Origin of the sequence: Ruminiclostridium hungatei, from assembly GCF_002051585.1 — a bacterium.
GTDB classification, from domain to species: domain Bacteria; phylum Bacillota; class Clostridia; order Acetivibrionales; family DSM-1351; genus Ruminiclostridium; species Ruminiclostridium hungatei.
In genome coordinates this window covers 1-22,434 of the sequence record NZ_MZGX01000018.1, presented here as the reverse complement: position 1 = coordinate 22,434, position 22,434 = coordinate 1, and the positions used below count along the sequence as shown (strand labels likewise).

Genomic DNA, 22,434 nt, shown 5'->3' with positions numbered 1-22,434 from the left:
CATCATAAAAATCAAAAAGATAATAATTCTCCTCGGTAATAATCGCATAACAACCGTCAAATTTTTGATACCTTCATGTTGGCTTGGGATATCTGTGAGCAAGCCTGAGCTGGGGAAAAAATTTATTGATATGCTCATTATACAAATTACAAAGAATGATATCATACTAAAAATATCGGAATAGTAAAATTATCATTGACATTGTGATATTTGGATGTTATTATATGAGTACGGTAAATGACTTTGTGTCGTTAAATGTACTTAAATATGGTTTGCCTAAGCATAAAAAAATTATTTAAACTTAAAGGTCACATCTTTTTGGGTGTGACCAAAAAAATACAATATACCCAAGTAAACATATAGGATAACATTGACATGTGTCTACTTTGGATTTATCGCAGTTTTTATCTGAGGACGGAGGATGATTATGGCGGTCAAAAGCATGAGTATAATAGAGGTTATAGCAAAAGAGCGTACTTCAGAACTTATTGATATGGGTACAGTTGGAATCGATATTGGCTCAAGACAGTCAAAAGCAGTTTTGATTCATGGAAAAACGATACATACAGTAATCACTGCAAGTGGGGTGGATTCACAGGAAACTGCAGAAAAGCTGGTGGGGAAATTACTAAAGGGTACAGGAATTTCAAAAAGTGAAATCAGTTATATTGTCGGAACAGGTTATGGCCGTGTTGCAATGAACTTCCAGGGTATACCGTCTGGAATAATGACTGAAATAACTTGCCATGCAATGGGGGCGCATTTCCTCAACGCCGGAACTAGGACAATTATTGATATTGGTGGACAGGATTGCAAAGCAATTAAAATTGATCCTGAAAACGGACGTGTTATTGAATTTGTGATGAATGATAAATGTGCAGCAGGTACTGGCAGGTTTTTGGAAAAAACGGCTGAAATGCTTGGGTACCAACTTGAGGAATTGGGAGAAAGGGCTTTGGAATCAAAGAAAAAGCTTGAAATCAGTAGCCAATGTGTTGTTTTTGCAGAGTCCGAAATTATTTCACTTAAAGCAAACGGAGAAAAACGGGAGGACATAGCAGCGGGAATTCATTTTGCCACAGCACGGCGTGTCAGAAATATGGTAAACCGTATCGGACTTGATCCGGAAATGGTTTTCTCAGGAGGAGTTTCAAATAATCCGGGCATGAAGCTTGCACTTGAGGAATTATTGAAGCACCCTATAAAAACTACAAAACTGGATATGGTCTATTGTGGTGCACTAGGTGCAGCGGTGCTTGCACAGAGGATGTCCAGGGATAGTTACATAACTGGTGAAAGCAAGGAGGATGGGAATGAAAATTGAGGAAGTCATTGATTCTGTTTTGGTGGGTGAAATTTCTGATATTGTGGTGCTTGGAATTGATATCGGCTCAAGGAATGCAAAAGCAGTTCTTTTAAAAAAGGGAGAGATATTTACCGCCATTGTTGCTACCGGTGTGAACATGCAGGCAACTTCAGAGGAATTGCTGGAAGAAATATTTGAAAAGGCTGGAATGTCCCTTCAAGATATAAAATATATTGTGGGAACGGGATATGGGAGGATATCTCTGAAATTTCCCGATGTTCCTACGGATATATTGACAGAAATATCATGCCATGCAATGGGAGCACATTATTTGAATTCAGGAACCAGGACTATTATCGACATTGGCGGTCAGGATGCAAAAGGAATTCAGATTGATCCGCAAACAGGCAAGGTTATTAAGTTCAAAATGAACGATAAATGTGCAGCCGGGACAGGCCGTTTCCTTGAAAAAGCAGCAAGCCTGCTGGACCTTGGATTATCTGAGTTCGGGTCTGCTTCATTAAGGGCAGAAAAAGAACTGGATGTGAGCAGTCAGTGTGTTGTTTTTGCTGAGTCGGAAGTTGTTTCACTAAGAGCAAAAGGGGAGGCCTCTGAAGATATAGCGGCAGGAGTGCATTTTGCTTCTGCAAGACGTGTAATAAGCCTGCTCAACCAAATTCCCCTGGAAGCAGATTTGGTGTTTACAGGCGGAGTGTCAAACAATGTAGGCATGAAACATGCTCTGGAACAATTGTTGGGGCATCCTATTATTGTACCGCGTCTTGATATGGTATTTGCAGGTGCATTGGGAGCCGCCATATATGCCCAGCGGCTGGCAGAAGAGACTACCCGGACCAGAAAGCAGGAATTACTGGCACACAAAGCTAATCTTTCGGATTTGACCAGAAAAATTGAAGAAGCTGAAGTATCGATCATAGAGCGTTTAGATGTGAAAAAGGTAGGCTATTTATGTACATATACCCCTGTTGAAATTTTAAGTGCAGCTGATGTAGCTTATACAAGGCTGGGAAAATGCGGTTTGCCAAATGTAGTGGCACAGGGGGAAACTATTGTTAAGAGTGTCTTTTGCGATGTCACAAAGAGCATTATAGGTCATTTCGCTGCAAAAGATCCGTTGTATGAAGCTCTGGATCAAGTTGCGACATTTTATACCTGTGATTCAATGAGGGCAACAGCAGATGCCATAGACAATTATTTTAAGCCTACTATTGGTTATGTAGTGCCAAGAGGGAGTGAAAAGGAAGCTGTAAGGAATTTATTCCGCCAACAGATTATTAATTTTAAAAGTGATATTGAAACTCTGACCGGGAAGCCTTTAAGTGTAGAAAAAGTACGTGAACACATTAATTTGCATAAGAAAATCAGGAGGCTTATCAAGGAGATATCTGAATTAAGAAAAAGAAATAATCCTCCTATTTCAGGTGCTGATTTTTTGGAAATCACACGTGCATACAGGACTATACCTCCGGAAGAACAAGTATCTATTCTGTCTGACATCCATAATCGCTTGTTAAATATACCTGATGATGATTTTCCACGTTTGCGGATTATGATTGCAGGTGGAATGATGGCTGATGGAGACCGAAGAATTATGGATTTACTTGAAAAAGACCTGGGAGTCAATGTAGTTGTAGAAGATCACTGCACAGGTCTTAGCCCCTTTTATTATGAAACTGAAGAATCCGGTGACCCCTGGCAGGAGCTTGCAAACTCATATCTGGATCAGGCACCGTGCGCAAGGCAGTTTCCGCTTTCAAAGAGGATTGATTTTTCAGCGCTGCTGGCGAAGGAATACAGTGTTGATGCTGTAATATTTACTTATCTCAAATTCTGTCCATGTTATGGAATGACAAAAGGTAGTTTTATAAAGAAGTTTCAGGATACGGGAATACCTGTTCTTGAACTTGATACTGATTATTCACAAGGTGATACAGGACAAATAAACACAAGACTTGAAGCATTTATTGAAGTCTTAAAGGAAACCAAAGGAGGTGAAAAGAATTGAGCAACAAAGTAATCAAGGAACCATCCAATCAATTGGAGTACATCATTTCCAGCAAGCAGGAGCATGAGTATTCCAAGGCTGTGAATAAGCTTTTTGACCTTGCACTGACATATATTGAGGATGCTGAAAAGGGTAACCGTTTAGGACGAAAAGCTGCATGGACCCAGGGGGTTTTTGAAGCACCGCTGTTTTATGCCTGTGATACGGTACCAATATCGGCAATAGACCTTGGAAGGCTCAGCTCCCGTAATTCGGTTCAAATAGCGGAAGAGGCTTTTGATTTACCAAAGGAAACCTGCTCAATGATTTCTGTTTTGCTTGGTGAATGGGTTTTGCGCAATAACAGTTCCGTAAAAAGAGTTGTAGCATTTAATAATGCTTGCGAGCCTTTTAACATGGCTTACGAATTAATACGCGAGCAAGGTTATGATGTCTTTAGGGTAGAAGGAGCTATTCGCCCAAAATTAAACCATGACGGCAGATTGGATCAGGTGATCAAATTTCTGTCAGGTGAGCTTGGGGACCTGGCTGTATGGCTGACAGGAAAGCAGCTTGATGAAAGCCGGATGGCCCGGGAAATTGCACGTATGAATAGAATATTGGCAAAAGTAAGAACTGTTATGGAATTAAGACTTAAAAATTCACTCTATATTAAAAGTTTGCCAACTATGTTTATACTCATGGGATCAGGGCACTATTTTGGTAAGCCGGATGAGTTTGAAGCGGTACTTGATGAACTGATTGATGAGCTTAACTCTTCTGATGTAATTCCTTCACCGCTGGGAAAGGTTATACCGCTTACCTGGATAGGGGCTCGTGGCTTGGAGTTCGGAGTATACAAAGCGGTTGATGACTGTGGTGGTGCGCTCCTAAGCTGGTTTACTCCAAACCCATATGACAGGAATTGGCGTGAGGATGTACCACCTTTAGAAAGTATGGCCCGGTATATACTGGATTATTTTCTTGTTGGATCACCTGTACATCAGATTAAAGGCATAGAGAGAATGATAGAACAATCATCATCAAAAGGTATATTTTTTTACCATTATGTAGGATGTGCGTTTGGTGGGGTACATGTTGAAATATTCCGTGACTACTTCAAAAAAAGGGGTATTCCCAGTATTGGTCTTGATGGATGCTTTCAGGTAGGTGCGCCATCCGGACAATTATTAACTCGTGTTAGAGCATTTATAGAGATGTTCTCATAATTGCAAACTTATAACTAGGCGGTGAAATGTCCCCTACTTCTGCAAGTGGCGGGTACTGCTTTGGTTTTCAGGCGGAGAGCACATATCTATATCTACCGCCTTGTTGAAACACCGCTGGTGTAAGGAATTTTTCCTACAACCGGAAAACTTCCTTTGAATTGAGGTGTTATAAAAATTAATAAAATTATAAAATGAGAGGCGGGAAATACTATGAAAAGAATTATTTCGTTAGTACTGGTAACTATTTTAGGAATTGTGCTTTTTAGCGGATGCGGAACTAACGAGATCGTTGCAAAGGATTCCAAAGTGAGCCGGCAAACAAAGGAAACATCAAATTCGGCTGCCAAACCTGAAGTCATAAGAATTGGCTCTATCATTGGCACGATATCAACAATTGCCAAGGAACAAGGTTTTTTCGAAGAGGAATTCAACAAAGACGGTATTAAAGTAGAATATCAAAGCTTTACTTCAGGACCTCCAATTACTGAGGCATTTATATCCAACAAGCTGGATATTGCTACATATGGTGACCAACCTGCAATTGTTGCAGCGGCAAATGGTGCTGGTGTAAAGGCTGTAGGAAGCTTTACCGGAGGCTACGACAAGCTGGCATTAGTTGCTCAAATTGATTCAGACATAAAATCTCCAAAGGACTTAAAAGGTAAAAAAGTGGGAATTACAGTTGGAACGGTAGTCCAGCATATGCTTTATCTTTATCTTGATTCAGCAGGTCTAAAGCCCGAAGATGTAAGTATTGTAAATCTGCAACCCAATGATTTGATTACTGCATTGGCAGCAAAAAACATAGATGCAGCTGTAACGGTAGAGCCTTTTACAACCGTTATACTTGCAAAAAAAGCTGGAAAACAGATTTCCGATTCTACCGGATTAAAATATATGGCTGGTCCAATTGTCGCAAGCAATGATTTTATCACAAAGTACCCGGAAATCATTAATAGATTGCTAAAAGCATATGATAAAGCAAAAAAATGGGAAGAACAAAATAAGGATAAGGCCTCGGAAATACTTGCAAAAGAGCTGAATATTCCTAAAGAAGTTGTCCTGGCAGGCATCATTTCAAAGGATACAGACAATGTTAAAATTACAGAGGATGTTTCAAAAGCTTTTGAGCAAACATACCAGTTCCTGCGAAGCAGCAATTTTATTAAAAAAGACTATGATATTAAGTCCTTTTATGACGTGCAATTCTTAAAGGCGGCAGGATTACAATAACACAGAATCATTCCGGCAGTTGACTGCAACATAAGGATGCTGCCGGGATGTATTCAAAGCCAAGGAGGGCTGTGGATGGCAGAAGCAAAAAGTATATATGGCAATCAATTGAGAAGTAAACAAATCAAAATATTGACAAAGCTCTCTCACTATCCGGCTGCATTGATTGTACCAATTGTTATTTTGATATTTTGGGAGATTATGAGCAGAAATGGTTATGTTAAAGCATTGATTCTTCCTGCTCCATCTGGAATTCTGGATGCTTATATAGAACTTATAAAGTCAGGCAGGCTTTTTGACAATCTATTGATAAGTATTTTTAGAGTTGCTCAAGGATACGTGGTTGGTGCTGTGTTGGGAGTGGCTGTAGGAATATTAATAGGACTTTTTAAGAGAGTAGAAATAGCTTTTTCAATAGTCCTCGGATTTTTGCGTCCGATACCAATCATTGCCTGGATGCCGGTTTTGATATTATGGATGGGAATTGATGAAGGTTCTAAGGTTGCAGTGATTGCAATCGGCAGCTTCTGGCCTATTTTGATTAATGTGGTTTCAGGCATACGAAGCGTGGATGATAAATATCTTGAGGTAGCTTATATATTTGAAAAGAACAAAATCCAGATTCTTTTAAAAATTGTTTTGCCATCGGCACTCCCTTCTATTTTTACCGGATTGCGTGTAGGTATAGGGATTGCATGGATGTGTGTAGTAGGAGCCGAACTGATTGCTTCAGCATCGGGAATAGGCTATCTTATTATGTCATCAAGAGAAATGCTGCAGCCGGATATAATGTTTGCCGGTGTATTTTCTATCGGGCTAATCGGCTTGCTTATTGATTCCAGTTTAAGAATAATAGAAAAAAGATTATTGAAATGGAATTCTAATGCAAATTCCTGAAAAGAGGTTGGAATGAATACAAAAGATTCGAATCATTTACCTTTAATTATTAAGAAACTTCATAAAAGCTATAAAATTGATTCCGATACAGTTGATGTGCTGGAGGATATTAATCTGACTGTCAGGCCTGGAGAATTTATAAGTATTGTCGGAGCAAGCGGATGTGGTAAAAGTACTTTATTAAGATTGATTATCGGCCTTGAAAAAAATTATCAAGGACAAATCCTCCATGGAGATAAACCCATTAAAGGTCCAAGTTCAGATAGGGGGATGGTGTTCCAGCAAGCGAGACTCTTTCCGTGGCTTACTGTTGAAAAGAATATAGAATTTGGTATAGTTGGGAAACTATCTGAGGTTGAAAAAACGAAAATAATTGAAGAACATATAGAATTAGTTGGGCTAAAAGGATTTGAAAAAGCATATCCACATCAATTGTCCGGTGGTATGCAGCAGCGTGTAAGTATTGCTCGTGCACTGGTTAACAGACCTGATGTATTGCTTCTGGATGAGCCATTCGGAGCATTAGATGCATTAACCCGTATCAATATGCAGCAGGAGATTCTACGCATATGGCAAGCAGAAAAAACTACCATGATTTTGGTTACACATGATATAGATGAAGCAATATATCTTGGAGATAGAGTCTTGGTTATATCCAACCGACCAGGCAAAATCAAAAAGAATATACCGGTCGAATTGTCAAGACCAAGGGAACGAAGTGACTATGATTTTGTGAGAATCAGAAAAGAAATTTATAGAGAATTCTTCACTCAAGAGGAGAAAAACCTTGAATATTTTATATAACGAGGCAATAAAATGTCCCCTCCCCCCTCCACAAGGTGGCGGGTACCGCTTCGGGTTTCAGGCGGCGAGCATATCTCCCGCCTCGTTGAAACGCCGCTGATGTAAGAAAATTATCCTACAGCCGGAAAATTTTCTTTGAATTGAGGCGTTATAAAATGGGTTAGTAAGAGTTGAAAATTTTGAGGGAAAAAAGAATTCTAAAAGAATTGTGGTGCCAAAGATGGATTTAAAAGCGCTTAAAAAGAAACGGCGTTATGTGTCAGGTTGATAAAAATAAATTTTCACTTGGAATAAAAACTGTAGGCGGTCAATTTGAAGCAGAAAAACTACTAAAGGTTTATGAAATAGCTAAAAATATGGACAGGGCTATGTTCACATGACATCAAGACAAAGCATTGAAATTCCACATATTAAGCTTGAAGAAAAATTGCAAATTTTGCCACGATTTTCAAATCAGGGGTAGGTGTAAAAGCCTGTCCTCATAACTTAGACACGTCAGGGTGGTCACCTCAAAAGGGGGAGCTGCCTTTTTTGTGCATCTATTAGACGCTATAAGCTTCATACCATGCTGGGCATTAAACTTATCAGTGGTGATTTAAATGTTACAGACCACCGGTACCCCACACTGTAAAAATCCAAAATATTTTTCTGTTCCATATTGACATTGACGTAATGACAACCTATATAATGGGTATTAAGGTAAATGGGGGCAAAAACTCAGGGATTTATGTTTTTGCCGGAACTTGGAGGATGTATGGAAACCAGGCTGACAGTGGGGCAACTGGCCCAGAAACATAACATATCGGCGCGGGCGATACGCCATTACGAAAATATAGGCTTGCTGGAGAGCAGCAGGGACATGGAATCCAATTACAGGATATATGGAGAGGATGAATCTCAAAGGCTGTCTCAAATACTGCTGTTTAAAGGTATGGGTTTCTCTCTTAAGGAAATTGCAGCCATCATCACTTCGTCGGGAAAGAAAGAGAACATCGTAAATATAATCAGAAACAGGCTTAAGAACCTGGAAAAGAAAGCGCTGGTATTTAACAACTGCATTGAAATACTCAGGGAATTTCTGGAGGAGTGCAGCAGGCAGCCGGATGACAAAATTGACAGCATTGGGTTATTAAGCGGGCTTATATCAATTAAAAGCCTGGGAGAAACCGGCCAGGCTGTGCAGGAAACCCTGCCTGAGAAAATGTCCATATTGTCCGACAAGGACCTTGAAATATTGAAGCTGTCAAGATCGGAGGATTTTAACGCACTGTATCTTCCCTTCATTTTAGGACAGGAGGATGCGGACATACTTGAAAACTTCTTTATAAACCACAGAAGGTTTTTTGAACTGAACAAGGTTATTTTGCCGGGAGGCAGGAAGCTGAATGAGATATATAACACACATACCATTGCGGGAAACATTAAGACCAAGATAGCAGAGATTTTGCTGAATTCAGAAGGCGGGCAGATGACAGATGTGACTTATAAGGAAGTGGTCCGGAATTTGTTCGATGCAATTGTCTCAGATATGGAGGCGGATCAGCAAGACCGGATTGGGCAACTGGAACTCAAGCTTGCAATGGCCGTACTTGTAAAAGGTCTGGAAATATTGGATTTTTCCGGCAAGCTGAACAATGAGAACGTAAAAGCAGTTGCAGAGGTACTGGAACTGGAACTGCCCCAATATACCCCGGAGTATTTGCTGAAAGCCGTTGGTGAAATATATGAAAAAGAGGGAAGGGTTGCCTACAATGTGATACGCATTGTCAACAATGCGGTCAAGCGGCAGGTGCTGGCAGGTTTGTTCCTGGCCATGACGGATTACGACGCCCTGGACAGCAGAAACTGGCTTCTGGACAGAGCTCTTGACATGGCCATAAAGCATATATGGTCACGGGAGATTGAAGTGATCGGGCAGCCGTATAAAACTCTTTTCCAGGTAATATTTCAGATTGCTCTCATTCGTGCCAGAAGCCTGTATGCGCCGAATACTTTTATCCTGCCTGAAATTATGCAGCTCAGGGAGAGAAAGCTAATAGGCGTTGAAACCCGGACCACGGACAGGGACGGACTTAGCGGCAGGCAGATTCCAGCGCTTGAAAACCTGTATTTTGACCAGGGCCTGTCAGAACATATTCCATGCCGTACAAGCCCCGGTATAAGGTATGGGATTACCTGCAGGCACGAGGGAGAGTATTATACCTACATTACAGGAGAGGAAGTTGACAGCTTCGAGTATATTCCGGATGGAATGACTGCCCAGGTACTTCCCGGCGGAACTTATGCGGTTTTTCCGGTAAGGGGAGGGCCCTTTCCCTACAAGGTTCTGGAAATCAACGAATATGCATACGGAACCTGGCTGCCGGCATCGGAATACACTTATGACTTCAGGCCATATGTATTGATAGGAGAAAATGAAATTATAGGAAAAATAGGCTGTGTGGATTCGGTTATAAAAGTATGTATACCTGTGAAGCTCAAGGAGGCTGTAAAATGATAATTGATGAAGCGGCTTCCCAAATGCCGCATATGAATACACATAAGCTGCACTCCTTAATCAGGTACATAAAGGAGAGCAATATAGGCATAAATGGTATTGTCATTTTAAGAAACGGAGCGGTGGCAGCAGAAGCGTATAATTACCCCCACCACAGGGAGGTACGATATGATATGCAGAACTGCACCATGGCCGTCATATCGGCTCTGATCGGAATCGCAATCGACCAGGGCTGTATTGACAGTGCATCTGAGGAAATATCCCGATTCTTTCCTGATTTTTTTAATGAAAAAGGAGCAACGGACAGGGAGAAAAGTAAAATAACTGTGGAAAATCTCCTGGAAATGTCCTCCGGCTTTGAGTGGAACGATACTGTTTTTAGCGAGAGCAATTCATTATATCAACTCTGGAGAGCTGACAGCCAGGTTGGCTTCATTCTGGAAAGGCCCATGTCCCATGAGCCTGGAAGCAGATATAGCCACAACATGGGAGGGATACATCTTTTAAGTGCCATCCTGCAGAAGGCTGTGGGAATGCCCGTACCGTCATTTGCACTGGAAAAGCTGTTCAGGCCGCTGGGAATAGAGGCGCCGCAATGGGCGGAAGACAGTCAGAACATAGCCGTGGGTTTTTATGGACTGTGTCTGAGTTTGAAGGATGTGGCAAAAATTGGGCAGTTATATCTTCAAAAGGGCAGGTGGAAGGGAGAGCAAATTATCTCGGAGAAATGGATTGAGGCCTCCACCCGTAAGCGTATGGATACTCCGAATGGCCCCTGGAGCTTTTATGGCTGCGGTTATGTCTGGAATATGAACAGGTTTGGAGGCTACTGCGTAAAAAGTCTCCAGGGAAATTCATTATTTGTTTTGCCAAAGTATTCAATGGTGGTTGCAATTTCGGGTTCCCTGCTGCCGCAGCAGCTCCAGCTTCACGAAACCCTCATGGAAACTTATTTGATTCCTGCTGCCAGGTTTCACGGAGATGGCGATAAGGCGAAGCTTTCGTCGGCACAGGAGCAGCTTGTGAGCCTTACAAAGGACATGGCGTCTCCGCCGGAGCCGGAAAAACCACGGCCTTTGCCCGGGACAGCCTCCCGCATCAGCGGAATCACCTATCATATGGAGCCAACAATAGCCGAGGAGAGTTTCACATTTTATTTTGATGAAGTACAGGAATGCAAGCTGCTTGTCAAAATGTACGGGAAGAATTATGAAAGCAGCATAGGCCTGGATAATGTGTACAGGTACTCAATGAGGGATTGCTGCAAAGGCTTTTGGGAAAATTCCGGCACCTTTGTCATGGATAAGAAGATGCTCAGCTCAAACAGCAATTTCAGATACATTTTCAGGTTTGAAAAAGATAAGCTTCATGTAAAAATCAAATCAGGTTCTGATGGCGTGGAAGCAGGTGCCGCGACAGGTACGGCAGAGGCTTGAAGAATACTGTGAAATATGGGAAAGAGGTAGAAAAATATGCTCAGCAAGTTGTCAAATTTCTGGTATTATCATAAGAATCATGTTCTGGCGGCAATAATCCTTCTTGTAATAGCTGTTTTTGTGATAATTGTTGTACCGGGCGGCACTCCCAGCCCCGATATACAGGTGGGATATGTTACAGACGGCAGGGAAGTGGGCGAAGCCGTGATCGAAGAAATGAACAGTTATTTTGAAAATGTTATAAAGGATGTTGACGGGGACAATAAAAGATACATGGACTTCATACCCCTCATTGGGCCCCGTGTGGATGTTGAATTTTCATCGGATGGAGTACAGTTGATATTGATTGATGGCAATACCCTGGACTTATATAAAAATCAAGGTGTTTTTGAGCCTTTGGACGCTGTGGTAAAAAAACACGGGCTGGATGTAAGCATGGATGAAAGGGTGCTGTCCATGACGGAAGGCCAGAAGGAAACCCATATTTTTGCCTTGCCTGTCAGCAAGATAAAGTACCTGCTGGACAGGGGATTCCCGGGAGATAATTACTATCTGGCTGTGAGAATGGAATATGAGAATACTCCGGAGGCCAGGACAAAGAACAAAAACTCCTATTCGGTTCTTGAGAAAATGCTGGAATACAGGGGCTGAGAACAGACACTGTAAAACAGACATTATGACCGAAACATTTCGGTGTCAGATAAAAATGTAAAATTATCCCTGATAGTAAAATATTGATTATATCAGTGTTTCCTAAGAAATCGGACGCCAAACAATATATTATAGTGCTATCAGTATTAAAACGCAAAAATCTCGATGCTGTCAATCAGTTTATGTTGGCCACACTTTCCCTTACAACAAGGCTGTGCGGCAAAAATAGCTTAAGGGGCAGGTTGTGGAGCTTATTAATACGTCCGATCAGCAGTTGAGCCGCCATATGCCCCATTTCGGCTGTGGGCATTGAGATAGTGGTGAGCATTGGGGAGGTTTTTTCAGCTATCTCCAGATTGTCCATTCCCATAACGGAAATTTGTGCCGGTATCTTTATATCGGCGTCATATAATCGATGTATCACGGCCGCAGCCGTCACATCAGAGCCGCAAAGAATGGCGGTTGGTAAATCCTCTGCTTTCCGGAGCAGTGCCCCGGCGGCTTCGTACCCCTCCTCGCTGCTGTTGTGTCCGCAGGTGGTTATCAGCTTGGGGTTAACCTCCAGTCCGTTCGCGGTCACGCAGTCTAAATAAGCATGGTATCTTGCTTCGCCGTCAGTTTCCCCGATGTATCCAATCCTCCTGTGCCCATTTAAAATTAAATACTCCATCGCCAGCTTTGCAGCCTCATATCCGCTGTAAAGAACCTGATCCCAGCCTGTGCCGATTACATTACGACCGACGAATACCAGATTTTTATACTTGGCCTCCAGCTTCGTAAAGGCTTTGGCATCGTCAAAGCGCCCCAAAAGGATCGCGCCCAGAGGTCGCTTTTCCCTATTCTGCGGATCCCAATCTAAAATTGCCTTGTCAATATGATAGCAATAGTCGATTAATGTATACCCCATCGTAAGGGCCTGCTGGGCCGCTGCCCGAAAGACTTGCGCGAAAAACGGGTTATCATCAATCGACCTTACCCGCCTGCCCAATATGCACACAATGGCTTCCCTCTCCTGTGGCTGCCCACTGGCCTTTCTCTGTCCCAAAGCCCTTGCATATGGCAAAGGAGTGTAGCCGGTTTCCTTGATGATAGCCCAAACTCGGTCACGCAGTTCCTTTGTTGCGAAGTTATTGTTGGGGGAATTTATAATGCGTGACACAGTGGATGGATGGACCCCCGCCAGTGCGGCGATTTCTTTTAACGTCATTATTATGTTCCATCCTTATTAAATTTTTGCGGATTGCAAGCCCCTTGCCGTGCTTCCCCAAAGCTTGTCCTGTGATTAGTATACGTCTTATTCCGCAAAAAATCAACGCGGTAGGAAATCGGTTGCGTAAATACTTATTGAAAAACAAAAATGAGTAATATATAATCATTCTATACTAATCATATAGATTTAGTATAAATTAAAAAAGGAGGTGTATTTGCGCCCATGCAAAACAATGTGAAGATATCCGTATCGGGTTTAAGAAAAGACTTTCTATTAAAAACAGACAATAAAATAACCGGTCAGTTTACCGCATTAAATGACATTAACTTTGACATCTATGAATCTGAGTTTATATCGGTATTAGGTCCCAGCGGCTGCGGCAAATCCACCCTTCTGGATATACTTGCGGGACTTTCGGCGCAAAGCGCGGGTACTGTCTGTATTGACGGTGAAGCGGTTGTCGGTCCTGATTCTAAACGAGGTATCGTTATGCAGGGATATGCTTTGTTTCCTTGGAGAACTGTACGCAAAAATGTGGAATACGGTCTTGAGTTACAGAAAGTACCTAAAAACATGAGGCGTGAGATAAGCGAAAAATACATTAATTTGGTAGGACTTGAGAAATTTGTGAACTACAGGCCGAACGAGCTGTCGGGAGGTATGAAGCAAAGAGTAGCTATAGCGCGCGCTCTTGCATACGATCCTCAAATCCTCCTTATGGATGAACCTTTTGGCGCTCTTGATGCCCAAACCCGTGAAGTTTTGCAGGACGAACTGCTGAATATTTGGTCAACTACACAAAAGACAATTGTTTTTGTAACGCATAGTATTGACGAAGCAATTTACCTGTCAGACAGGGTTGTGGTTCTTTCACCGGCGCCGGGCGAAATAAAGCGGATTTTTCCGATCAATTTAAGACGGCCAAGAAACGGCGTAAGGATGACAATGGAGTATATGCAGCTTTTTCGCGATATAACGGCTGCCCTGCACGATGTGTCTGTTTTGCCTTCCCAAGAAGCTAATGGGAGCGGTATTTGATATAAAGGAGTTCATTCACGATGCAAATTAAAGGCAAAAAGAAAGATTCAATCGAGGTGATTGTCCAAGCAGGATCCGGGAAGAGTTTTGGTGCAGCAGCATATAGGATATTCAAAAACTCCGCGCTGCTCTTGTTCGTGATTGTTCTTTGGCAGGTACTTCCGACGTTTAATATTATAAAGCCCTATCTTCTTCCTCCATTTTCAGAAGTCGTAGCCACATGGTTTGATTTAATGCTTTCAGGCAAGCTTGAACCGGATATATTTATAAGCCTGCGGCGTACTTTAACAGGTTTTAGCTGCGCACTCTTTTTTGGCATACCGATAGGCGTGGCGATGGGTTATTCTAAGATTTTCTCTGATTATGTTTCGCCTTTTATTCATTTTTGCAGACAGATTCCATCTATGGCATTATTCCCTGTATTTATTATATTTTTCGGTGTAGGCGAACCTTCAAAAATAGTTATTGTATTTTGGGTATCTGTTTGGGCAATCCTTCTAAACACGATTAATGGCGTTATGAATGTTGACCCTCTTTTAATAAAGGCATCGCGCTCTATGGGCGGGAAAAATATTGCTATACTGTTTACTGTAATATTGCCTGATAGTGTACCGTCAATAATGACAGGAGTGCGGCTGGGAGCGGGATCTTCCGTTATTTCACTTGTCGCGGCTGAAATGCTTGGAGCCCGGGCGGGATTGGGTTTCCGCGTTATTAATTCGCAATATAACTTCCAAATCGGACAAATGTACGCAACGATATTAACTATAGCCGTAATAGGAATAATTATTAATCAGCTTTTAGTTTCAGTTGAAAAGCGGTTGACATTCTGGAAGCCCACAGTAGGAAACCAATAATCAAAAAGGAGTGGGAATGTGAAAGTATCAGCGGAATATGTAAAAAAATTGATAGACAGTGATGAAGTTTATGCACTGATTGATGTTAGGGACCGTAAAGAGTATATAGATTCACAAATATTTATGTCATCGCATATCCCAAGATATTTATTGGAGGAAAAAATACCGGTAGTTGTACCTGTAAAAACTACAAATGTGATTTTATATAGCAATGAAGAAAAACGCGCTATGCTTGCCGCGCAAACTTTAATAAAAGGCGGATATACAAATGTTTCCGTGCTTGATGACGGAATTGAGGCTTGGAAAAACGCCGGATACCCGGTAGTCACAGGAGAGCATGTCTTTAGCAAGGCTTTTGGCGAGATAGTAGGTGAACTCCGAAAAACCGTTACAACGGTTACCCCCCAAGGACTGGATGAAATGCTTCGGAGCGATGACGATTATGTAGTCATAGAGGTGCGTCCCGAAGAAGAAGTCATGATTACCGGCAGCATACCCGGCGCCGTAAATATTCCCGGTGTTGAGCTGGTATTGAAAGTACACGACTATTTTAAAGAGGGAAAGAAGATAGTTTTTACTTGCGCCGGACGTACGCGGGGGTTTATAGCGTCCACAACGGTAAAGCTTCTCGGGTTTCCGCCTGTTTATGACCTTCTTAATGGTACGCTTAACTGGAAACTTGCGGGATTTAATCTTAAAAAGCCGGTGCCCTGTGCTCCGCCTGCTACTGAAGAAAGCAAACGGCAAGCCGAAACGCAGGTTAATACCCTCATAGAAAAAGAAAGCATACCCCTTATAGAACCCGATTCGTTAAAAACATTAATCGACCGTTCCGATAAAGAGACTCTTTATCTAATTGATGTCCGAACCAGGGATGAGTTTATTTTGAATCATATACCCGGAGCTATCCATTTTCCCGGGGGTCAAACGATACAGAATACCGATGATTTGATGGTAGTACATAACGCGACTATCGTGTTCATCTGCGATAACGGTACAAGATCGGGGGTATCCGCATATTGGTACAAGCAAATGGGTATTCCGAAAGTGTATGTACTTCGTGGCGGAATGAATTTGTGGTTGCAAAAAGGGTTTAAAGCAGAAAAAGCGATTGCGGATAAAATTTTATTAAATTACGAAGAGGCAAAGGCGGAAATACATACGTCAAACGCTGAAAAGATCGCACTGGTCATAGAAAGCAATAAACAGTCTGTAATAATTGATGTCGGCAACGGCAGGGCATACGCCAAAGGGCATATGCCAAACGCCAAATGGGTTCCGAGGGCGCGGATTGAGGAGCGGATTTCCTTAATTGTTTCCGATAAAGAAACAATTTTAGTTGTAACAGCGGAGAATTTCAGTCAATCAGTTTTTGCGGCAGCGACTTTAAAGTCTTTAGGTTACAAAAACATCAATGTTTTGGAGGGCGGGGTTACAACTTGGTCAGATGCCGGCTTCACTCTAGTCGAGGGAACTGACGGGCAGATAATTGACGACCGTGAAATACGTCTTTCGGAGTACGGAGACAAGGAGGCTGCCGCATATTTTGAATGGGAAGAAAACTTAATTCATCTTCCTGAATATATGGATTATTTTAAACAACGAGGATTAATTTGAAGGGGCAACTTGCTTAGTCACAAATAAATGAAAAAGTATAAAAAGGAGAAAAATTATGAGAAAGAAACTTATAGCAAGCATTATGGCAGCAATCGTTATCAGTATTTTCCTGCCGGGCTGCTCGCAACAAACCACCGAAAACTCTCAATCAACCCCACCCGCAAGTAACGAGGCAACAGCAAAAGCGTCTGAAGGCGCCGCAGCCAAGGAGCTCCCGGAAACAGACGATGTAACGCTTCGTTATATAATAAACAATGTGAGCGACATTTATCCCTATGACTTTGCGCTGGAAATGGGATATTTTAAAGCTGAGGGTGTAAACGTTGAAGAGGTTGAAGGAATTGCCGGAGGGGGCGCAGCGGTTATCCAGGCTATTTCTAACGGCAGCGCGGACATTGGCAGCGCAGCGATTCCCGCATTTATAAACGCTGTGAAGACAAAAACCCCGATAAGAGTAATATATGGCGGACCGGCAATAGCTCACGAAGAGAACCCCGGTTATAATATATTGGTGAAAAAGGGCAGCGATATTAAGGCCCCTGAAGATTTAAAAGGTAAGACCATTGCTTTATCGGCACGCGGAGCGATGATGGAATTTTTCCTGCACTTATATTTGAATAAAGCAGGTCTTTCCATTAATGATGTGGATATAATTGTAGTCCCGGCAGCCCAGCATGAACAGGTTGTAGAAAGCGGACAGGCAGTTGCTGCCGTAGACGGCTCACCTATTGCCGATAAAATGATAGAAAACGGTGTGGCGGAAAGTCTGACTACGATGTATGACGCAATAGACCCTGAACTATCGAGCATGGGCTGGGGCTATATCATAAATACAGATGTGCTTAAAGAACACCCTATTGCTGCAAAAAAATTAGTTTCCGCTTTGATAAAATCTGATGAGTATGTTCAGGCGCATCCTGACGAAGCACGCAAAGTCGTTGCAAAGATTTTTGAAAAGCGCGGTGCGAATCCGGAGCTTGCAAAATATTGGAAACCTTATAAGCTTGTGGATCATGGGCTTTGGAAAGATAGCGGTATTAAGTTTTGGCTCGATTTTATGAAAAATAATACTACGACCGATACAAGTGCTATCAGTCCTTCAGATATATATACTAACGAGTATAATCCTTATTTTAATAAATAGGTCGGGTGAATTGAACATGGGAACCAGAAAATCAAGCAGGACGGACATACCCTTATTTGAGCGTAAAGAGCTTACAAATAAGTTGAAGCTTATAATCAATGAAAGAAGTTCCGGGATAGGAATAGTCGGCGTCGCTTCCATAGACAGGTTTGAAAACTCGCCGAAAGGGCATGGTCCGAGGGATTTTATTTCTGACGCAAACGCGGTGGTAGTTTTGGGACTACCCATTCTTGATGGAGTTGCGGACTATGCGAACTATGAAATGAAAGATTCGGAAATAGTAACCGATGAGGACATTTATGTAGGCAAAGATGGTATAAAAAGGATTTACAATCCAAGGCTCGCTCTGCAAAATCAAGTAAACCTCAGGAGTGCTCATGAAGCACTTAATATGGAAATACAGATTCTGAGCATCTATGCCGGAGCATTTTTGGAGAATGAAGGCTATAAAAGCCTTGTAATGCCTACCACATATGGCACTACATTTTCATGGCAAATGAATGTTGACAAAGACTATCCGAGAAATGTAAAAGGAATAGGGCAATTTTCACATCGTCATGCCGCCGTTGCGGCAGGGCTTGGATCATTTGGACTTAACAATCTTCTTTTAACGCCAAATTGGGGACCACGAAACAGATTTACGACCATTATCACCCGTGCCCCGCTTATTGCCGATGAACTGACGAATATTTCAAGCTGCCTCGGAGAAAAATGTTCTAAATGCATTGATAGCTGTTGCGCGAAAGCATTTGGGGATGTATTTGAATTTGAAGCGTCCGGTGTCAAGCAGAAAATGGCTAAATTTGACCATCTCAAGTGTGAAGGAGCTTATGGGCTTTGTAAACGCGCATGTATTTCTTCATGTCCTGTCGGTTCATTTTAATATCTTTGCAACATTAACAAAAATACAAAGGGGCGCACATCAAAGTAAAATTTTGAGGGCAGCCTTTTTTTCTATAGAGTTGGAGCCAGAAAGGCAAAACCTGGATTGTCTTTAAAGAATTTATTATTTCGAAAAGAGACCGTTTCAGATTTTGTGTAAACCTCCAGAGTGATACGGCATCTTTTTTGCCCACTCAAAGCACGTTGAGACGGTAATTCTGATGACAAATAGTTGTTTGAAGGGCATAAAATAGGGTTTGACCACAATATGTTGTGGTTTTGGAGCAAAAATTAAGCAAAAATCTGGACAAAAAAGTGCGTTTTTTGACCCGGATTTTTGGGGCTTCTCATAGATGACAGATTTTTTAGATGACACCCCAGAAACCATAAATTTCATAGAGGAAAATCCAAAGGCATCAGAATACAAAATCCCGGTGTCTTGTTTTTTATAAAGAGCAAAAGGTAACCGAATCATTTCGGTAGCAGGCAAAATTTATAGGGCTATGTTTTTCTATAACGAGAAACTGGCCTTTTCTTGGCACAGGGGCATAAGCAGTACGAGTTAAAGCAGAATTTAGCAATTTATAAAGTGAAAATTTTTAATGATTTGGCTGTTAAACCACTTCTGAAATTTACTTAATATAACAGAGGCTGGAAGAATTTTAGGAGTGAGTAAACCATGATGACCAAGATGCTGGTAAAAAAGCCAGAGCCGGCTTCAGGCAGGCATCACTAGCAAGGGAGGAAGGGAAGAAACGTAAACAGCAGAGAAAGCTTCAAGGAATGAACCCTCCTTTGGCAGAAAAACCAAAGCTTGAAAGTAAGTCTGATGGTAAGACAGAGGATATGAGCTTACAGGATAGCAATACCAAGAATCCGATACAGATGGTAAAGCAGGATGTAAGCAATGCTGCTCCAGGATCGGGAATTCCAGGTAATTTAAGAGCAGGGCTTGAAAAACTATCAGGTGTTGATTTATCCGATGTAAAAGTGCATCAGAACTCTGATAAACCGCAGCAGGTGGGGGCATTGGCATATACAAAGGGAAATGATATTCATATAGCCCCCAGGACAGGAAAAGTATCTCCCTCATGAGGGCTGGCATGCGGTACAGCAGAAGCAGGGAATAGTCAGACCCACCTTACAGATGAAAACAGGGGAACTTGTTAATGATGATGCAGGTCTTGAAAAAGAAGCTGATGTTATGGGGAATAGGGCTGAAAAAGAGGGTTCAACAAGTAGTACGTCAAAAACGGTAAAATTGGAAAAATCTTTTCAAATGATGCAGGAAAGTAAGACTATACAGAGAATATCACAAGAAGAGGCAATGAGAACAGCAAAGGAAAATACTCATGAAAAGAATTCCGGCTATAGTTGGAGCATAAGAGCAGGTGAATATAACAGATATGTTATGGAAGCTCAGGACATGCTCCGGGATATAGGGTATAAGCTTTCAAAGCGTGGAGCTGATGGCAAATGGAGTCCTGGTGGAGAAACATATAATGCATTGCTAAAATTCCAAAAAACCTGTAAGGATACCTATAACGGCTTAAAGCAAAATGCTCCAACCCAGGCTTTAGCACAGGTTAAATATATGCAGGGTGTTGATCCTACCGGAAAACTCGACAAGGCTACATATAATGCTTTAAAGAAGGAAAAAGAAAATAAGACAATCAGAATAAAAGAAGAGAATGAGCGAGCTAATAAAAAGAAATTAGAAAGTAGCAATAAAAGTAATAAAACAAAGGAAGCTGCTGAAGATACTAAACAGGGCAATATTGATACGGATGATGTATTGGATGGAATTCAGACTGTTATTGATGTTGTAGGCTTTGTTCCCGGCGTGGGTGATATAGCCGACGGAGTAAATGTCGGAATAAGTATAGTCCGCAAGGATTGGTTGGGAGCAATATTTTCAGGGATAGCTTTGATTCCAATGGCAGGCTCTGCTATTGCAGCGCCGATTAAAGCTATATCTAAGGCTTCGAAAGTTGGAAAGGCCGGAAAGTTTAGTAAAATAGTTACGGACGCCATAGAATTTTTGGTTAAATTCTTAGGCGGTGCTAATAAGGTTATTTCTAAATTGAGTGGTTACCTGGAAGACTTGAAAGGAATTCTTCGTAAGGTTCCTGAAGGAATAAAAGCAGCTGCAGATTCTAAGCTGGTGAAGTTAATAGCTGGAAGTAAAGGAATTGAAAAGATAATTTCTTTTGCAAAAAAGATAGGAAATGGCATTGATACAATTTGTAAAAAAGCAGATGAGGTTTTTACAAAGGTAAAGAATGCAGTTGCCCCAGAAATGCCAGTAAAGAAAGCAGCAGTGACAGAAACGCCAGTAAAGAAAGCAGCAGTGACAGAAACGCCAGTAAAGAAAGCAGCAGTGACAGAAACGCCAGTAAAGAAAGCAGCAGTGACAGAAACGCCGGTAAAGAAAACAGTTGTAACAGAGGCACCGGTAAAAAAAGCAGTTGTAACTGAAACGCCAGTGAAGAAAACATCTGATGTGGGAGCAAGTGAGGTTGGTAAGGGAGCGGATAATACTGCTAAGGGTGCGGGGAGTAATGTTGCAAAAGGATGGAAAGTCGGTGATCCAATTGATAACCTGACAAAGGCAGGAAATCAGCCTTCTTGGAGTGCTGTAAGGCAAAGATATTGGAAAAATGAAGCATTTAATACCCCTAAGAATTATTCTCCTGAGAATATTGCAAGAATGCAGAAAGGGTTAGCTCCACAAAGGTTTAATGAATTGACCGGAAAGATGGAATCAATGGAATTACACCACATAATTCCTCAGAGGTCAAATTTACCAAATATTAATAATTATGAAAATTTAAGGCCTGTATGGCCAGATGAACATCAATTAATTGACCCATACAGGAAAACAGGGAGGTAGATTAATGCCAAGTTTTGATAAAGATTTTATGAATGCTAAAGGAACTCCAATTAAATATAAAGATTTAGAACTTATTAGAATTGACCGAATTCCAGTTAAAAAGAAATTTTCTGGTTATTTGAGAATCATATCAACTAATTCAGAATGGAAACAAGGAATACGCATAAGAGTAGACGGTTCGATGACTATTAATGCATGTGAAGGAAATGACTTCATCATATGGGCAGATGACGTTAAAGGAGATATTCCTTTTGAGGGAACCTCAAAAAAATCACAGTTGATGATATGGAATGCTTGGGATACAGGTAGTGGCCGAGTTGATGCATGGCTAAACGGCGCAGCAATGATTCTTGAATTACATGGAAATACTAGAAGGTATAAGTGCAATGACTCTCACCCAGATGAGAACTTTGATGATATTATATTTGAAGTAATACTGAATGAATGATTTTCATTATAGCAGACATCTTAAAAAGCTGGGATTTAGCTGATTTTATAGTAATCACAGCTACCTAAAGATAAACAGACTCTGTTTGCTTAAAGCCCTAAGCGGTCGGCATTGCCGACCGATGTGAACTGGCGGGTGCGGTGCTCAAAGGTGCACCCGCCTTTAACCTGCTATAGTATTAGTCAAGGGATAAATGCAATAATATTGGCAAAATTCCTCCCTTTACTTTGATGTTATCAACGTCCATCAGGACGATGATATAATGTCCTCATACAGACAGAGGTTCT

General features: G+C 41.6%; 20 protein-coding genes. 19 read left to right on the top strand and 1 reads right to left on the bottom strand.

Features of this window, described 5'->3' with window-relative positions:
* Positions 1-427: 427 nt before the first annotated feature.
* From CLHUN_RS13435 to CLHUN_RS13390, 11 genes are all read left to right on the top strand, one after another.
* A complete protein-coding gene (locus tag CLHUN_RS13435) occupies positions 428-1,324 on the top strand; it encodes an acyl-CoA dehydratase activase (protein WP_080065149.1) in 897 nt (298 codons plus the stop codon).
* Positions 1,314-3,332, top strand: a complete 2,019-nt coding sequence (locus tag CLHUN_RS13430; RefSeq protein WP_207559169.1) for a 2-hydroxyacyl-CoA dehydratase — start codon at positions 1,314-1,316, stop codon at positions 3,330-3,332. Before CLHUN_RS13435 ends, CLHUN_RS13430 begins: the two co-directional genes overlap by 11 nt.
* A complete protein-coding gene (locus CLHUN_RS13425) occupies positions 3,329-4,540 on the top strand; it encodes a 2-hydroxyacyl-CoA dehydratase family protein (RefSeq protein WP_080065147.1) in 1,212 nt (403 codons plus the stop codon). The genes CLHUN_RS13430 and CLHUN_RS13425 overlap by 4 nt, the downstream gene beginning before the upstream one ends.
* A gap of 210 nt (positions 4,541-4,750) precedes the next feature.
* On the top strand, positions 4,751-5,773 hold the full coding sequence (locus CLHUN_RS13420; RefSeq protein ID WP_080065146.1) for an ABC transporter substrate-binding protein: 1,023 nt from the start codon (positions 4,751-4,753) through the stop codon (positions 5,771-5,773).
* Between the two features lie 75 nt (positions 5,774-5,848).
* Positions 5,849-6,670: an ABC transporter permease gene (locus tag CLHUN_RS13415; protein WP_080065145.1), complete on the top strand. Its 822-nt coding sequence runs from the start codon at positions 5,849-5,851 to the stop codon at positions 6,668-6,670.
* 12 nt (positions 6,671-6,682) lie between these two features.
* Complete coding sequence (locus tag CLHUN_RS13410; RefSeq protein WP_080065144.1) at positions 6,683-7,474, top strand: ABC transporter ATP-binding protein; 792 nt, start codon at positions 6,683-6,685, stop codon at positions 7,472-7,474.
* A 254-nt stretch (positions 7,475-7,728) separates the two neighbouring features.
* Positions 7,729-7,854, top strand: a complete 126-nt coding sequence (locus CLHUN_RS13405) for a hypothetical protein (protein WP_340148339.1) — start codon at positions 7,729-7,731, stop codon at positions 7,852-7,854.
* Positions 7,851-7,937, top strand: coding sequence for a hypothetical protein (locus CLHUN_RS22915; protein ID WP_422785063.1), 87 nt, complete (start codon positions 7,851-7,853; stop codon positions 7,935-7,937). Before CLHUN_RS13405 ends, CLHUN_RS22915 begins: the two co-directional genes overlap by 4 nt.
* 291 nt (positions 7,938-8,228) lie before the next feature.
* The gene (locus CLHUN_RS13400; protein ID WP_165755752.1) at positions 8,229-9,971 is read left to right on the top strand and encodes an effector binding domain-containing protein; all 1,743 of its coding nucleotides are present in this window, start codon (positions 8,229-8,231) and stop codon (positions 9,969-9,971) included.
* The gene (locus CLHUN_RS13395) at positions 9,968-11,407 is read left to right on the top strand and encodes a serine hydrolase domain-containing protein (RefSeq protein ID WP_165755751.1); all 1,440 of its coding nucleotides are present in this window, start codon (positions 9,968-9,970) and stop codon (positions 11,405-11,407) included. The genes CLHUN_RS13400 and CLHUN_RS13395 overlap by 4 nt, the downstream gene beginning before the upstream one ends.
* 36 nt (positions 11,408-11,443) lie before the next feature.
* Positions 11,444-12,058 (top strand): hypothetical protein, encoded by a 615-nt coding sequence (locus CLHUN_RS13390; RefSeq protein WP_080065141.1) that lies wholly within the window; start codon positions 11,444-11,446, stop codon positions 12,056-12,058.
* 175 nt (positions 12,059-12,233) lie between these two features.
* On the opposite strand, the gene CLHUN_RS13385 is transcribed toward CLHUN_RS13390, so the two are convergent.
* On the bottom strand, positions 12,234-13,265 hold the full coding sequence (locus tag CLHUN_RS13385; RefSeq protein ID WP_080065140.1) for a LacI family DNA-binding transcriptional regulator: 1,032 nt from the start codon (positions 13,263-13,265) through the stop codon (positions 12,234-12,236).
* Positions 13,266-13,490: 225 nt separating this feature from the next.
* Between CLHUN_RS13385 and CLHUN_RS13380 the strand changes: the two genes are divergently transcribed.
* The 8 genes from CLHUN_RS13380 to CLHUN_RS13350 all read left to right on the top strand — a co-directional run bounded on the left by CLHUN_RS13380 (position 13,491) and on the right by CLHUN_RS13350 (position 22,147).
* On the top strand, positions 13,491-14,306 hold the full coding sequence (locus CLHUN_RS13380; RefSeq protein ID WP_080065139.1) for an ABC transporter ATP-binding protein: 816 nt from the start codon (positions 13,491-13,493) through the stop codon (positions 14,304-14,306).
* Between the two features lie 20 nt (positions 14,307-14,326).
* Positions 14,327-15,163, top strand: coding sequence for an ABC transporter permease (locus CLHUN_RS13375; protein WP_080065138.1), 837 nt, complete (start codon positions 14,327-14,329; stop codon positions 15,161-15,163).
* An 18-nt stretch (positions 15,164-15,181) separates the two neighbouring features.
* Positions 15,182-16,780 (top strand): rhodanese-like domain-containing protein, encoded by a 1,599-nt coding sequence (locus CLHUN_RS13370; protein WP_080065137.1) that lies wholly within the window; start codon positions 15,182-15,184, stop codon positions 16,778-16,780.
* Positions 16,781-16,835: 55 nt separating this feature from the next.
* Complete coding sequence (locus tag CLHUN_RS13365) at positions 16,836-17,924, top strand: ABC transporter substrate-binding protein (protein ID WP_080065136.1); 1,089 nt, start codon at positions 16,836-16,838, stop codon at positions 17,922-17,924.
* A gap of 16 nt (positions 17,925-17,940) precedes the next feature.
* Entirely contained in the window at positions 17,941-18,807 is an 867-nt protein-coding gene (locus tag CLHUN_RS22370) for a hypothetical protein (protein ID WP_080065135.1), read from the top strand.
* A 794-nt stretch (positions 18,808-19,601) separates the two neighbouring features.
* Positions 19,602-19,901 carry an eCIS core domain-containing protein gene (locus CLHUN_RS22565; RefSeq protein WP_242656516.1) on the top strand — a complete coding sequence of 100 codons (300 nt, stop codon included), beginning with the start codon at positions 19,602-19,604 and terminating at the stop codon, positions 19,899-19,901.
* Between the two features lie 52 nt (positions 19,902-19,953).
* Positions 19,954-21,699, top strand: coding sequence for a hypothetical protein (locus CLHUN_RS22365; RefSeq protein WP_242656515.1), 1,746 nt, complete (start codon positions 19,954-19,956; stop codon positions 21,697-21,699).
* 4 nt (positions 21,700-21,703) lie between these two features.
* Positions 21,704-22,147 (top strand): hypothetical protein, encoded by a 444-nt coding sequence (locus tag CLHUN_RS13350; protein WP_080065134.1) that lies wholly within the window; start codon positions 21,704-21,706, stop codon positions 22,145-22,147.
* The last annotated feature ends 287 nt before the right edge of the window (positions 22,148-22,434 follow it).